Source organism: Pseudomonas sp. 01L34, assembly GCF_056400265.1.
Genome location: NZ_JBFTSX010000005.1, coordinates 330,153 through 344,719, shown reverse-complemented (window position 1 = coordinate 344,719; position 14,567 = coordinate 330,153). Strand labels below are relative to the sequence as shown.

At 57.2% G+C, this 14,567-nt stretch carries 14 protein-coding genes and 1 pseudogene; 2 read left to right on the top strand and 13 right to left on the bottom strand.

Annotated features, from left to right (window positions below; all coding sequences use genetic code 11):
• Nucleotides 1-193: 193 nt before the first annotated feature.
• From AC1DQM_RS17145 to AC1DQM_RS17095, 11 genes and pseudogenes are all read right to left on the bottom strand, one after another.
• Nucleotides 194-1,237, bottom strand: a complete 1,044-nt coding sequence (locus AC1DQM_RS17145; protein WP_477746560.1) for a phage baseplate assembly protein — start codon at nucleotides 1,235-1,237, stop codon at nucleotides 194-196.
• Between the two features lie 3 nt (nucleotides 1,238-1,240).
• On the bottom strand, nucleotides 1,241-2,476 hold the full coding sequence (locus AC1DQM_RS17140) for a DNA circularization protein (protein WP_477746559.1): 1,236 nt from the start codon (nucleotides 2,474-2,476) through the stop codon (nucleotides 1,241-1,243).
• A pseudogene (locus tag AC1DQM_RS17135) lies at nucleotides 2,463-3,963 on the bottom strand (phage tail protein). The gene AC1DQM_RS17140 and the pseudogene AC1DQM_RS17135 overlap by 14 nt, the downstream one beginning before the upstream one ends.
• Nucleotides 3,964-4,093: 130 nt before the next feature.
• Nucleotides 4,094-4,390 (bottom strand): phage tail assembly protein, encoded by a 297-nt coding sequence (locus AC1DQM_RS17130; protein ID WP_018926972.1) that lies wholly within the window; start codon nucleotides 4,388-4,390, stop codon nucleotides 4,094-4,096.
• Nucleotides 4,387-4,734, bottom strand: a complete 348-nt coding sequence (locus AC1DQM_RS17125) for a phage tail tube protein (protein ID WP_018926973.1) — start codon at nucleotides 4,732-4,734, stop codon at nucleotides 4,387-4,389. Before AC1DQM_RS17125 ends, AC1DQM_RS17130 begins: the two co-directional genes overlap by 4 nt.
• Before the next feature lie 67 nt (nucleotides 4,735-4,801).
• The gene (locus AC1DQM_RS17120; RefSeq protein ID WP_064620025.1) at nucleotides 4,802-6,298 is read right to left on the bottom strand and encodes a phage tail sheath subtilisin-like domain-containing protein; all 1,497 of its coding nucleotides are present in this window, start codon (nucleotides 6,296-6,298) and stop codon (nucleotides 4,802-4,804) included.
• On the bottom strand, nucleotides 6,298-6,480 hold the full coding sequence (locus AC1DQM_RS17115) for a DUF2635 domain-containing protein (RefSeq protein WP_007907211.1): 183 nt from the start codon (nucleotides 6,478-6,480) through the stop codon (nucleotides 6,298-6,300). The genes AC1DQM_RS17120 and AC1DQM_RS17115 overlap by 1 nt, the downstream gene beginning before the upstream one ends.
• Nucleotides 6,477-7,061, bottom strand: coding sequence for a phage tail terminator protein (locus AC1DQM_RS17110; protein ID WP_477746558.1), 585 nt, complete (start codon nucleotides 7,059-7,061; stop codon nucleotides 6,477-6,479). Before AC1DQM_RS17110 ends, AC1DQM_RS17115 begins: the two co-directional genes overlap by 4 nt.
• A gap of 232 nt (nucleotides 7,062-7,293) precedes the next feature.
• A complete protein-coding gene (locus AC1DQM_RS17105) occupies nucleotides 7,294-9,303 on the bottom strand; it encodes a hypothetical protein (RefSeq protein ID WP_477746557.1) in 2,010 nt (669 codons plus the stop codon).
• Between the two features lie 63 nt (nucleotides 9,304-9,366).
• Nucleotides 9,367-9,717, bottom strand: coding sequence for a phage holin family protein (locus AC1DQM_RS17100; RefSeq protein WP_064620035.1), 351 nt, complete (start codon nucleotides 9,715-9,717; stop codon nucleotides 9,367-9,369).
• 520 nt (nucleotides 9,718-10,237) lie between these two features.
• On the bottom strand, nucleotides 10,238-10,972 hold the full coding sequence (locus tag AC1DQM_RS17095) for an XRE family transcriptional regulator (RefSeq protein ID WP_477746678.1): 735 nt from the start codon (nucleotides 10,970-10,972) through the stop codon (nucleotides 10,238-10,240).
• 565 nt (nucleotides 10,973-11,537) lie between these two features.
• Between AC1DQM_RS17095 and AC1DQM_RS17090 the strand changes: the two genes are divergently transcribed.
• Nucleotides 11,538-11,753, top strand: coding sequence for a hypothetical protein (locus tag AC1DQM_RS17090; protein WP_477746556.1), 216 nt, complete (start codon nucleotides 11,538-11,540; stop codon nucleotides 11,751-11,753).
• Between the two features lie 209 nt (nucleotides 11,754-11,962).
• On the opposite strand, the gene AC1DQM_RS17085 is transcribed toward AC1DQM_RS17090, so the two are convergent.
• Together AC1DQM_RS17085 and AC1DQM_RS17080 are read right to left on the bottom strand one after the other, a co-directional pair.
• Nucleotides 11,963-12,316, bottom strand: a complete 354-nt coding sequence (locus AC1DQM_RS17085; protein WP_477746555.1) for a hypothetical protein — start codon at nucleotides 12,314-12,316, stop codon at nucleotides 11,963-11,965.
• Nucleotides 12,313-12,744 carry a hypothetical protein gene (locus AC1DQM_RS17080; RefSeq protein ID WP_477746554.1) on the bottom strand — a complete coding sequence of 144 codons (432 nt, stop codon included), beginning with the start codon at nucleotides 12,742-12,744 and terminating at the stop codon, nucleotides 12,313-12,315. The genes AC1DQM_RS17085 and AC1DQM_RS17080 overlap by 4 nt, the downstream gene beginning before the upstream one ends.
• A 509-nt stretch (nucleotides 12,745-13,253) precedes the next feature.
• Here AC1DQM_RS17080 and AC1DQM_RS17075 point away from each other — a divergent pair.
• Nucleotides 13,254-14,294, top strand: a complete 1,041-nt coding sequence (locus AC1DQM_RS17075; protein WP_477746553.1) for an alpha/beta hydrolase family protein — start codon at nucleotides 13,254-13,256, stop codon at nucleotides 14,292-14,294.
• Nucleotides 14,295-14,567: the final 273 nt, after the last annotated feature.

Sequence of the window (14,567 nt, the reverse complement as noted above, 5' to 3'; positions counted from 1 at the left end):
GCCCGGACACGATCAACTGTGGGAGCGGGCCTGTGTGGCGAGGGGGCTTGCCCCCGTTCGACTGCGAAGCAGTCGCAAAACCGGTGACTGTTTTCTAACTCATGATCGCGGCGATTGGTTTTAGGTGCGCTTCGCACCCCAACGGGGGCAAGCCCCCTCGCCACACCAGCTCCCACAGAGTTCGGTGCAAGGCTCAGATTTTCTTCGCAGGCTCGGGATTGGCATCGAAGGTGTGCGGCGGTGCGACTTGCAGGGTGGTGATCGAACCTTGCGCCGACAGCGAGTAGGTCACTTTGGAGATCAGCATGTCTTCATCGAACCCCAGCACCGGGTCCTTGACCCTGACCTGCGTGTTATGACGCCACAGATCGCCATTGGATTGCCGCCAGCCCTGCACCTGATAGGTGGTGGTTTTGGCCTTGCCCACGCGGGTGGCGCTTTCCCAGTTGGCCCGTTGCAATGCCAGATCGGGATTGATCTGCATGCCTTCGTTGATCACCGTGACCCGCCGACGCTTGTAGCTCAGGTCGGCAGACACCGCTTCAACCTCGCTGACTGCCGCCCCGCTCTTCTTGTCCGTGCCCTTTTGCTGACCGATGACCCGGTATTCGGAAAACACCTGGCTGTAATCCATCGGCGCGTTGGCCGACAGAATATTCTTGCCCAACTCCAGCGCATCGCTGGCTCGGCCACCACTGCCAGGCCGGGCCAACACCAACCGGCCCTGGGCATCATCGGTAGAAAACACCCGGAACAGCGTCAGCAAGCGGTCGATGGATTGAAACACCGTTTCCCCCGGCACGATGGTGTGACTGCTGAGCCGGGCGGTCTCGGGAATTTCACTGACCACAAAGACCTTGTAGGTGATCGCCAGCGCTTCGACGATGCTCAACAGCGATTGCTCGTGCCATTGGTTCGGGCGGTTGGTCGCGGCGCAATCCACCAGGTCCTGAGTACAAGAACTGCCTTCGATGTTCAGGCTGATCTGTCGCCCGTCATAACTGATCGGGGCCTTGAACACATACCCGGTCAGTACCAGATCCTGGCCGATGCGCACTTCACAGGCGTCACCGGGCTGGATCCGCTTGTCTACGGTCTGCCCCGGCCATTGCCAGGTGATGTTGAGCTTAAAGGTGCGGAACTGACGCTCCAGATCCGCCGTGATTTCCACGCTTTTCCAGCCACCGTATTCCAGGCCGCCAACCGTCAATGTGACGCGGTTATCCATCTCGTTCATGGTTCACTTCCCGGATACTTTCACATCGTTCGGCGCGTACCCCGGATGGGCAATCCCGTTGCGCTGAATCACTTCGGTGACCCGCGTTGCATCGGCAAATTGCTTGTACGCCACGACCAGCGCCGGAAGGCTTTCCTGAAAAGACTTGCTGACCTGTCGCACACCCGACGAAGCCACTGCCTTGAGATGCGCAAGCAGCGCCTGCTTCACATCGTCGATGGCCTGATAATGCGCGGGGCTGGCCTTGTCCAGCATCGGGTTGGTCGCCTCGACCAGCGCCTTTTGCAGTGCTTTCAAATCGTCGGTGACCGGCACCTCCTGCCGGGTGACCGGCAGGTTCGCCTGCTGCTCCAGCGATGGTGTCGACGACAGTTTCACCGGTGTCGACGCGACCGGCATCGAGGCGACCCATTGCGCCACTTTGACCAGCAGCGTGTCCTGTACCAGATCGGCCATGGCTTGCGCTGCGGCCGTGGTGTCCTTGCCGGTGGTGAGCTTCGGCGCATCGGCCTTGCGGATGGCTTCGAGCTGTTGGGACACGTCGGCAATCACGCCACGATAACCCTCCTTCGCGAAGTCCTTGAGCGATTTGATATCGCCGAGCAAGCCCTTGAATTCCGCCGCCACTTCCTTGGGCAGCTCCTTGACCGCCTTGACCAGCTCGGTGATCTGCCGGTACTCCTCGATCAACGGTTTGAGCTGTTCCTTGATCACGTCATACACCCCGGTCAGGCTGTTGCGCAGATTGTTGATACCTATCCGCGCAGCCTGGATCCGGATCATGACCTCTTCGAACCGCGCCACCGCCGAGCCCAGCAAGGTGTCGGCCTTGGCCAGCAGCACCTTCTGCGTGCTGATCGTGGCCGTCGGAAACGGCAATGGTTCATCGGGGTAAAACTTCAGCGTGAACGTCACCAGCCCGCCGTCCTGGCGGGTGTGGGTCATGTCGCATTCGCCGACCTTGACCTGTAGCCGCCCCAGCCATGGATGGACCAGTTCACCACTGCCCTGCTCCAACGCCTTGAGCAGCTTGTCGCGCTGCTCCAGGCAATCGGGGCCGACGATGAACGCCGTCAGATCGTGGATCTTCGCCTGCTGGCCAAGGCCCTCGAAAAACGGCAGGTCCCGCTGCGGATACTCGTGCAACTGGCCCTTTTTACCGACCGGGGTTTTCGCCTGATCGACCCAGAAACCGACACCCCGAAAGGACGCCGGCAACAAACGGTCACGCCAACTCATTGGAGGCCTCCCAGGGAAAGTGAGCGGTAGCCGATGCGCGAGTTGAGCGCCAGCCCCGGTTGATTGGTTTGCGGTTGATCGGTGCGCAGCCCGGCCGGCGCGTTTTCGAAGCGAACCGTCAGGCCGCCTTCGAGTTGCGTGCGGTTGTTGGCGGCGCTCTGCTGGATCAGGGTGTTGGAGTTTTGGGTCAGAGAACCGGGCTGCATCGACGACTTGAGCGGCAAACTGCCGGGAGCCGCCAGCGCGTTTGAGGGCTGCTCGGAAGCGGTATTGATGAACGCCGCCGCCGGCGCAAACTCACCCTTGCCTTCAGCATTGGTTTTCTTTTGCACCTCGGTGAAGCTTTCGACCTTGCCGGTAATTTTGGCGACAAAACCACCAAAGCTACCGCCCAGCATTTCCTGGATCGGCGCCAGAATGGCCCGGAGCTTTTCCGCTTTTTCACTGAAAAACTGAACCACAGATGCCCATGTTTCGCTCAGTGCGTCCAGGGGCGACCAAGTGAACAGGCCGCTGAGGTAGGAAAAGAACGCCTGCGCTCCAAGCTTGATTGACTCCCAGTAACCCGAGAACAGGGCAGGCACCTGATCCCAAGCCGCGGTAATGGCTTCCAGCGGCACCCAGTCGAACAGGCTGCGCAGTTTCTCCTTCACCGGCACGGTCAGTGCCACGAGCAGATCCCAGATCGCAGCAAACAAACCGACAACGGCCCCCCAGTTGTTCAGGATCATTCCGTAGGGCGTCCAGGCAAACCACGCCTTGAGGAAGTCGAATCCTGCACTCACGACTGCTTTGACTTGATCAAAAATTGTCGCAAACACTCCGCTGATCGGCGTCCAGAAACTGACAACCTTTTGCCAGAGCCCGGCGAAAAACGTCGAAATCGGCTCCCAGTTGGTAATGATCACACCGGCCGCCATGGCAATGCCCATGGCAATCAGCATGATCGGATTGGTCTTGAGCACCATGCTCATCAGATCGAACACTTGCGTCGCGCCGGTCACGGCCGTTTGCATTGCCGAAAATGCGATGGCACCTGCCGCCAACCCTTCGACCAGTTTCGGGTTGTCATCAAGCAGGCTGCCAAATCCTACCAACAACGGTTGAAGACCTGCCGTTATGGTCGCGACAGCAGGCTGCAAGGCCGTGTTGGCCGCGATCGACACCTGCTCCATCGAGCGACTGAACACATTCATGTTTTGCGTAGCGCTCACCGGCGCTTTCGGCAAATCAACGCCTTCGGCTGCTTCATTGACTTCGGTCAATTTGCCCTTGAACGCGTCGGACACCTTGATCGCATCCATGAACGGCGTGATCACGCTACCGCCCTTGAACAAGCCGCTGATGTCCAGTTTGCCAAGGCCAGTCTGCTCCAGATTTTTCTTGAAGCTCTCGACTTTTTCCCGAAGGGCGCCGAGTTTGGGTGAAAGTTCATCGATGCCCGTGAGCAGCACCGATGTTTTCCCTTTCGTTTGTGTGTCTGCCATCACTGCACCTGCTGCATCGCATTGATCCGTTGCGCGTGCTCCAGCGATTCGCGGAGCACATCCAGTGGCCTGGCCATCATCTGTTCGGGGTCAACCTTCCAGAACCAGGCCAGGTCATAGGCGACTGCGATCAGGTCGGTGATGGCTCCGACGCCGCACTCATGAAAAAACTCGCGACCGCCCAACTCAGCGTGTTGAGGTCAGCCAGATCCAGCTGGTTGACCGAAGACGGCGGGATGCCGGCGCACACGGCGATGTATTTGGCCGCGACGTCCATGTCCAGGCTGACCTCTTCGCTCTTGTCGATCTTGTACGGCAACGCCTTGATCGCCCGCACTTCCTGCACCGTCGGGCGGCGCAGGTTGAGCTCGGTCAAGGGCTCGCCGTGGGCTTCGATCGCAACTTGAAGCTTCACGGCGTTGCTCATTGCCAGGTCCCCTTGATGCCTTCGAATTTCAGTTCGATGGTGGCGTCATCACCTTTGGATACCGGCTCTTCCACCAGATAGGCGCCGGCCAGTACGTAGACTTTGCCGTTGCTGAATTCGCAGGTGACGGTCATGTCGGAGCCTGCGATCAGTTGCTTGAGCGGGAAGTCCGCGGTGTGCAGCGCCGTCACTTTGAACGACGGCGCGATGTCGGTTTCCTTGTAGAAGCCCGGCACGACGGTTTCCCGTTTTACGGCCATCAATGGTGCTTCGCAGCCGCCGTTGATGGTCAATTGAGCGCCGTCCACTTTGACGTAGCAGGTGCCCGCAATCAGTTGACCCATGGTGTTTCTCCCTTCAAATAAAAAGCCCACACGCGGTGGGCCGAATTCACACAGTCAAAGGCAGCGATCAGGCTGCGTCGTCGTATTGCAGACGGAACTGGTTGAGCAGCGCGAACACGCGCAGGCCGTTGATGTAGTCCGGCGGGAACAGCACATTGACCCGGCTCGGGTCCTGGGTGTCGCGCTCGACGATCAGGTGTTCGGCGAACAGCTCGGCGTTTTCCACATGGCCTTCCAGTTCGAGCTTGGCGTACTGGGCGATCAGCTCACCGCGAATGGTGCTCGGGGTAACGATTGGCTGGCCGGCGCCGAAACGGGTGCCGTCGGAGGCCAGTTTGTGGCGACCGTATTTGCTGGTGATCACGCTTTGCAGACGACGCACGATGAACGCCGACTGGTGCATGGTTTCGCTGTCCAGGTAGGAGTTGTCTGCCTGGCCGTAGGCGTTCTTCTGATAGGTGGTGATCGAACGCTGAATGCGCACGTAGCCGCCTTCGTAGTACGCAGTGGCGATGCCGTAGTTGAGCAACGACTGACGCTCGGTCAGGGTGAACCGCTCGCTCGCCGGAGCCGGGTCGAGACCTGGCAGGCTGCCGCTTTGGGTCGGACGGCTGGCGTCGGCCGAGATGAACACCGAGGTGCGCGCAGCCAGTGCGGCGGCCTGCACCCAGAACGGTTGCGGTACACCCGGTTCCAGCGCCTGGATGGTCATGTGCTGGTCGTTACGCGCTTGCCCTGCCGCCACCAGAGTGCCGACGGTGCCGCGCTTGGCGCTATAGACGTGACCGAACAATTGCTTGGCCCAGGACCAACGACCGGTGCTGTCATCCATGACCGCTTGCCAGGTGTTGAGCGTCGACAGATCCGACCACGGCATGCAGATGAACTCGAACGGTTCATCGCCCAGCGCCGCCACCGCGGCCACTTGATCCGGCACACCGGCGCCGCCGGTCATGGCGGTGATGGCCGAGGTCAGGCCCGCCGGGGTTTCTTCGCCGTTGCTCTTGCCCAGGCGGTTGAATTGCAGGCTGATGTCGTTGCCGCTGTCACCAGTCCATTTGGCGCTCAGGGTGACCACACCTCCGACCGCCGCCGCAGTGACCGGCAGATCGGCGCTGGCATTGATTTTCAGGGCCAGGGCGGTGGCCGCTTGCGCCGCGGTGGCGCCGTTGACGATGGCTGCCTGAACGCGAACGCCGCCGACGTACAGGTTGAGCACGCCGCTTTGGGTCGCCGCACCGGTCAGAGTCAGCACGCCTTTGGCAATGCTGCCTTCGGTGCTGTGCAGCGGCAGGCACCAGATCTCGCCGATCGGGTCGGTCTTGCGCCAGGTTTCGTACATCGAGGCGAGCATCGAGCCCTGGCCGCCAATGCTTTTGGCCAGCGCCACGCTGGACACCAGCACCAGTTTGCCGGCATCGGCCGGCGCAATGTTGTCGTTGACCTGAGCGACGATCAGGCGGCGCATGGCCGACGAGGCGCTATTGGCGGCCGAGTTGTCCATTTCGGCATAGAACAGCGGAACACGAATGTCCGCGGGGATGTTGCTGAATCCGATCGCCATTATTTGGCTCCCTGTGGTTTCGCCGCTTTCACGGCTTTGGTAGTGATATCGCCATCGGCCAGACGTCGACGCCACCAGGCGTTGTCCGGCACTTCACGGCCCTCGAGGGGCAACAGATCGCCCGCTTCCGGATCCGGCACGACACGGCCCGGGGCCGGCAGCACGGTGATGCGTTTGCTCATGGGGTTACGTCTCCAGAGAAAGTCAGTTCCAGGCGCCCGTCGGGGCCTGGGCGTTGCAGATTGGGGTCCGCCGGGTCGATCGCATCGACCCGCACGGTGACCCCGGTAAAGGACGACAAGCCGTCCAGTTCACGCTCGTGCCAGCTCTGCGCCGGTTGCCCCGGCAAATTGCGGCCGAGCTGGAATTCGGTGAAAAAGCGCAGGCGATAGAGCACACGGCTGCTGTTGATGGAAACCACTTCGCCGCCGTCGTAGGCGATGGCGCTGTAGTCGTTACCAGGCTTGAAACCCACCAGTGCGCGCCACAGTTCGGCGCGCAGGTCGTGCAGTTGATCCAGCGCTGCAACGGCGTCCGTGGTGTCGAGCACCAGGGTGACTTCGAAGCGGTCGCGGATCGGTTGCAGCATCAGGTTTTGCGCCACGCTTTTGCTCGCCACATCGGAGATGGGGACGACGTAGGCGCAAGGCGTGGCGAGCGGGTTGTTGGCTTGCAGGGTGCTGAGGTCGATGCCCACGGCCACACGATTGGCCAGGGTCGGGCATTGCGCACGCAGCTGCGTGAGGATCGGCGTGATCTTCATGAGGGCGCTCCAGGATCGAATGAAATGAGCGAGTTGATTCCAGGCATCGAACACCCGGACAGGTTCGAGCTAACCTCAGGGCGTCGACGGCTGGAGATCGTTGTGGCTTTTGTGGGGATTACTTCAGGATCCGGAGATGAGTCCTGCGGTTACGCGAGAGAGTGTTCCTGGGAGAGTCAGCATTTTCCTCTGTGCGAACAACAGGAACTGCCCCCTCCTCTTCCTGGGTCACCTAGTTCAGCATGCTCCAATCAGCAACACTGGCTGTGCCAAAAGCGATATAAGCCTTTTTGTTAACCGTGTCCAAATAGGACTGCCCAACAAACAAAGGTACAGCTGTGGGTGCGGTAACACCGACCATCGGTCGCTTCTGCCAGGCAATTGAGTTACCGGTAGCCACCACCAATGCCCCTGCCGGTAATGCAGTGATCAGCGCAGAAGCATTACGGAACTGGTAAGACGCATTCGAACTGCCCGAAATCATCATACTGGTGGGCATGACCTTAAGCTTCTGGTAACTGTCTTTACCAACATTGAAGTAGATTTTGACCTGGACTTTACCTCCGAGGGCCAATGCATCTTCAACCAGCACAGCTTTAAAGTCAGTGAAGTCAGGCCCCGTACGGAAAGGCAACAACTCCACCACGTCCATGTTGAAGTAAGAACTACCGACCATTGGGTTCAGTTGTATGGAAACCAATCCCATGCCACGTCGATCGATCGTTGAATCGCCGCCGATATGGTAAAGGAAGGAACCGTCAATACGCCCCTGTGAGTCCATGCTGGTCAAGGTCAGTATCTCGGCGAAGTAATCACCGACGACGTCTGAAGCCTGACTTTCGAAACCGCTGAACAAGGAGTCTGAACGCAGGCTGGAGATGTCATCCAGAGCCGCCGCCGCTACACCAAACAGTTCGCCGGCCGTCTTTCCTCCAAAGAGGGCTTGCTGCTGCGTCAGTTGGATATCTGCGGCGGTGACCATCGAACAAATAGTGCCGTCGCCTGTGCCTATGTAAGCAGCAAACGCATCCCACTCCGACCACGTATAGTTCAAGTTGCTAAACAGTTTGACGCCGTTTTCCAGAAAGATCTGGTTGTCCTTGAGTACGTAACCGGACGGCAATGTGGGGACGCCACCTGCACGGTAAATCCACGAACCTTTGGCGCGGTAAAACTTGTTACCAGACACCGTAATGTCCACATCCGGGACCGTAATGCTATATAGCAGCAAGTCTGTCTTGGTGGTTTGATCTGGACGAACATCACTACCCCAGGATCGCCCGGAGTCCATACAGATGTTGTCCATGAAACCAGTACGGTGAAAACCTGACCCCGGCTCGGTTGGGGTGGTGTTATCGGTACCTGTCGCCCAGACTTCAAACGACTGATTGCATCGCATAATCAGGTTCTTGGTGAACCAACAGTCATTCCATCCGGAAGTTGCAGTGACCAGGTTGCCTTGCAGGGTGCAGCCCACGTCATACACGTCATAGATGACATTGCCCGTGGCCAGAGAACGGAACGAACCATTCCACATTTCCACGCCATTGCCATACCGAGTGTTTGGTGTCGTGAAACCAATCAGTTCACCGCCACCCAGTTCGCCCAGCATGCACCCGGTGATAGTAGTGTCTTGCAACGTACCGTTAATGGCATGCCCGGAGCAGCCCTTCAAGTGCAAGCCAGAGATGCGGTAGCCAGTGGCACTGGTCGACACCGAGTCGATAATCCGTTGACCGACCGGCGCCAGAATTTCACCCGGAATACTGACCAGCTTGACGTACAAGTACTGTGCATTGTCGCTATAGAAATCCCATTGGTCAGTGAGCGTAGCCACGCTCCACTTTTTATTAGGGTAGATTTTGCTGCCATGTTTAAGGAAACCTACGTTGGCGCCTTGAACACCCACCTCTTGATCACCAGTGAACTTGGTCAAGTCATTCAAATCAACTCGCCACACACCATTGGGTTGAGCAACCCAGGACATAGAGGGGATGACCTTATAGCGACTCACAACCGGCAGTTCGCCGGTACCATAGTTCCCATAGGACACCGGTAGCACATTCCGTGAACGGTTGCCGAACGGCACAATCCTGCCGTAGAAGGAGTCTCCGCGCCGAAACAACACCGAATCCCCTGGCAGGAAACGTTGAGCGTTGACCCGATCCAGGGTCTTCCAAGGAGCGCTGGGGCGCGTCCCTGTATTGCTGTCATTACCGATAGCACTTACAAAATACTTCATGACGCAGTCCTTGCGCTTAGGGCGGAAAGGGCGAGCATCGCTCCCATCTTTATAAGAGCAAGTTCACTGTTGATCGGGGTGAGAATCGCGCGGTGGCACTTCACAAACGCCAATCCGCTTGGCGGCCCAACGTTCGTAAAGTCCGATGGCCACGTCCGCCCCGGCCATCGCCGTCAGGCAGCCAAAGGCGCCGGCGGCCCAGATCGACAGGCCCGCGGCGTACAACAGCATGATCGCCGAGACGCCGCAGATCATGCAGGCCCCGGACCGCAAGGCCAGGCGCCGCAGCAGTGACCAGCCACGGGCGCCCTCCTTGTCGGCGCGCCACATTTCGCCGGACACCCCACCCGCTACCGCGAGGAGGATGACGAGCCAGATCGGCATGTCCAGCAACGCTTGTTGCTCGTTTGTCATGTCACGCCTCCTGGTGTGATTGATGAGTGATGTGTGTTGGATTCAATCGATGTCTCTTGAGGTAGGCATTCCAAAAAGCCCGGAGCATTCCGGGCTTTTCAGTAATGCGCTCCTTCGCCTTCCTTTAATCCTGTGTCAAAAAGGAAGCTGACTTTTCGGCGCTACTGGCGCGGTACGAGTCCATTCAAATTGTTTTTCCGACCGCGGTCCCTGCCCGCCGGATAACTGCTTCTGGTGCTTTACGCTGCACACCCGGGTCAGTTGCCAACCCTCTGAACCGTTGAGGCCGGTTCATCGCTGCCTTTGTGGTGGAACTAAAGAGCTTCGTTTCGAGCCGCTTTGTTGAGCGGCTTGAGACAAAGAATATGCATGAATGCATATACAGTCAATGCATAAATGCATTTATTTATGCATTGAAAATGCACAGACGCATGAAAGCCCCACAGACAAAGGCGTTGGCGGTTTTCGGCAGGCGAAAAAAAACCCGTCGGGCGACGGGTTTTATCTGACAGCGGTGAGGTTAGCGGGCGTACATGCCCCACCAGAAGACGTGACCAAGGATGACGATTTGCTCTTCCTGGATTTCCTGGAAGCTGTAGTCCTCGTCCGGATGCTCATCGCGATTGAAGCTGCGCAGGCGAATCCCGGTCGGCAGGCGATAAAGCTGTTTCACCCGCAACTGGCCATTGTGGTTGATGGCGTACAGGTCGCCGTCGATGATGTCGCCAATCCCGCATTTACCGGCATTCACCCCCACCGTGGCACCGTCGCGCAGTACCGGCAACATGCTGTTGCCACGCACGGTCACGCATTTGGCCTGGTCGAACTGCACACCGTTGTGGCGCAAGCTGCGCTTGCCGAAGCGCAGGCTAGAGCGCTCGCTCTCTTCGATGACGAATCTTCCTGATCCAGCAGCCAATTCAACCTCGCGAAGAAAGGGGACAGACACCTCGTCGTCATCGACAGGCGTATCGTCGTCCCACAGGCTTATGTCCTTGAGTTCCGAATGCAATTGATCGCGCCCGGCGCTGGCGGCCGGTGCGACATCCGCACGGCCCCGCAACTGATCGGTGCTCACAGAAAAGTATTCGGCAATCTTCGAGATATGTTTATCCGAAGGATCGACGATTTTCCCGCTGAGGATGCGCGAGAGAGTGGATTGAGGCACGCCGGTGCGACGGTGAAGCTCCGTGGGGGAGATCCCGTGCTGATCGAGCAGTGCTCTTAAGACGGTAGAAACATTGCGTTTTTGCATAACGCGAATAGTGCTTGATCTTTTTTCGGAAGACAAATGCCAAATTGCATAACTTGTGCATAGACCCACGAAAAATAGCCTTGAGGCTTTCATGCCTGCGTCGGGCGGACCGCCCATGGTAACCTTGCGCCCATCGCGGAAAAGCCGGGCCGATGCCCTTCCTTTGCCCCACACCTTTCAACGAATTTGCCTATATCCGATGAATAAAGCCGTCTCCGATCTGTCCTCCCACACGCCAATTGTGCTGGGGTATGTGGCGGTTTTGGCGGAAGAGTCCCGTGTTTGCTGGCTGTAACGCGCATTCCTGCCTGCTTGCATAAATGCATAGCGGGCATGGATTGGCATGGATTGGCGTACGGCTTGCCCCATTTTTGCCCCATTCCCCGTCGATGTGCAGACTACCCGATGATGGATTGGGCGTAGCACTCCCCCAACGCCCTAGCCAGACTGGCTAATCCGCTGCAACCTCTTCGCTTTGTAGCAATTTCCAAGCAAACTGTAATAACTGCCTGACATTGGTACTGCCGGTACTATTCTTGTGTTTTTCTTGAAAGGAGTCGACGTCATGCCTGGTGATTATTCACTGTCAGATGTACTGGAAAGGCTGTACGAAAACCAGCAGGCTCTACAGGCGGCCCTTATGGAGCTGACCCTCCTGGTTGAGGAGCAAGGCGCGCAGGAAGTGGGCGGAAATGTCCGTGGAGCACTGTGGACCATGGGTGAAAACGCCGGTCATATCAAACAAGGCTTGGCGCGATTGAAGAAATTGGATATCGGTTAACCAATTGCACACCAAAGGCCCGTCGAGAGTCATGTCGAGGCGAATCCGGGTCACCTCACAGGCCGCTACCGGCCAAGAGTGGTCGCTGGTAACATATAACTGAACGGAGCAGGCATCATTGCATTGCAATTAAACTCCACCGGCGTTTGTCACCGGTGGAGCATTCAAGCCTAGTCACTTAAGGTTATATATTTATCGATACTAGATGATTATTCGGTTGGCAAGGTGTCCCACTCTGGCGCATTCAAAAGAATAGGAGCTACATCATCCTTGCCCCATAGGCTTTTCGGTTGATGCCAATAAAAAAAGTGAGACCTTACCTCTTTAAAAGGCTTTTCTTTATCTACGCCTTTTTTTGAGTAAAGGATGACAAAGTCGCCAGGACTGACTTCTTTATCAGGAAACCAGTATGTAGCACTTACGTCAGTTGTAACTTTATCTTCAAAAGTACTTGCTTTAAGCAAAAGGTACTCCCCTACATCCAAGGTGGATGCCGCCTTCATCACGATGCGCTCTTTGCTAAGATCGCCTGCATCTGCAATTCTGAGAATTCGTAACTTCATGGTTTAACTGCCTTTGCAGCCAAGCCTGCAATGATCAGAACGGAGCCAAAAATAACAATCATCATCGCAGCTGGTTGAGTTGTCCAGATTGAAGGTGCAAAGCCAAGTGCAGCGGCCCCCACAGTTACACATGCGATGTGAATAATCTCAACTGAAATTTTAGTCTTAAAGCGCTCTTCAAATATTGCAGATTTTTTATCTGCAAGGTGAAATTTATCGCGATATTCAGTTAAATTTATCCGTTCACTATCGAGACGCTCTATTTCATCAATTAACATTCGTTGAACAGCCGGTGAGGAAAGCTCCTCATCACTCAGTTCACGACGTAATTTGGCGAAGGACTTTCTGCTCGAAGTCCCTTTCACAGCAGCCGCTATGGTCTCTTCCGATGGCTCTTGTGGTTCAACATCTGGCTGATCGTTAGCCATGTAAATCCATCCTCAATAAAACTGGGCCTAGCGTATCAAGGCCGGACGTGAAGTGCGATGCTTTGTGAAACAGGAATCGCAGCAGTTCAAACAACCGCCTGCTTTTGGCCTTTTCGCGCCCTCCATTACGGTCTGCTTTAGGTCGAATGCGATCGTTGGGCATGGCCTTCGAGAAAGGTACAGATAGGGATTCGAACCCCTTCTTACGTACGTCTAGGCCGCTTCATGCCAGAAAAATCGGCACTTTAGTTCTGTGTCGATGGCGTCTAGCGGACAACGGCGGCCTGGAATATGCCCTAATTTTGCCCTAAACGTCTCAGTGTGATTGGCGGCATTCGGCCGATCGTGACAGGCGGAAAACAGCCAAAAGCGGTCACTGGGATGCCTAGAAAACGAATCGATTCAATGGGCATCAGAAATGACTGTGTATGCCGACACGATGGCTGATATGTTTCCCGCGCACCTGATCGAGTCCAATCGACGCTGATCCCATCAAGGAAGATAAAACAATGAAAATAGTGCTCGGCGCCCTGCTCCTTATCTGCCTAAACATACATGCATTCGCTGGTGACAACCCCATAGGCTTCCGGGCCTCGACGTTGCCAGACAAGCAAAATGACCGCCCACTGGAGTTGGTCGTCTGGTACCCGAGTGCAACCACTGCCACACCGCAGTTGATCGCTGATACTCCGGTGTTTGTCGGTGCCCTCGCCGTCCGCGATGCTCCTCCGGCCGCAGGCGCGCATCCATTGGTGGTGCTCTCCCACGGCTTTCGCGGTAATTGGGGGAACCAGTCATGGCTGGCCAGTGCACTGGTCCATCAGGGTTACATCGTGGCGGCAGTCAACCACCCCGGCACCACCACCCGTGATCGCAACCCTAAAGCCGCGGCACAGTTGTGGCAGCGTCCCGTCGACCTGCAGCGGGCCATCGATGCGGTCATGTCTCAGCCGGAACACTTTGGGTTAGTGGCGAAGCGTCAAATTGCAGTGGTAGGTCATTCACTTGGCGGCTGGACCGCCCTGGAAATCGCCGGAGCCCGATTCGATCCCGACCGTTTTGTCCAGGACTGCATCACCCATCCGCAGCTGGCCAGCTGCAGCGTTTACAAACAGATCAACCCCGACAGCACCCCGGCATCGAAAGCCCGGCTGGTCGCCGATCTGAGCGACAAACGTGTCACCGCCATCGTTTCCCTGGACCTGGGCCTGTCACGCGGCCTGACCAATGAAAGTCTGGCGACATTGCCGGTGCCGACACTGGTGATCGCAGCGGGCGCGCCCTCTGAAGACCTTCCCGCGCGGTTGGAGTCCGCCGACCTGACCAAGCGCTTGCCCCCGGCGACGAATCGTTACGTCGAGATCAAGGACGCCAGCCACTTCAGCTTTTCGTCGATATGCAAACCTGGCGCGGTGGCGTTGCTCGAAGAAGACGCACCAGGCGATGGCATCATTTGCCAGGATGGCGACGACGCTCGACCGCGGGCGTTGATCCAGCTGCAGATTGCATCGCTGATCACCGAGTTTCTGGCGCAGTCATTTCGCAACTGAAAATGGGGGATTCAATTAACGGCCAGCACTTGGCGCGCGCTGCCTGCGTACAGATCAGGTGGGCGCGCCTCACGAAGCATGACAATGGCTCTACGCGAAATCGACTCAACCAGTACCTGACGCTAGCAGTATTGCAAATGTGTCATTCGATCCGGAGTCCCTGAAACGCCCTGGCTGAATTGGCTAAAAAATTAATACAAGTTCGGGCGGCTCTTCGCATCTAGCTGCAATCGGCTGCGGTCGTGACAGGCAAATAACGGCCAAAAGCAGTCA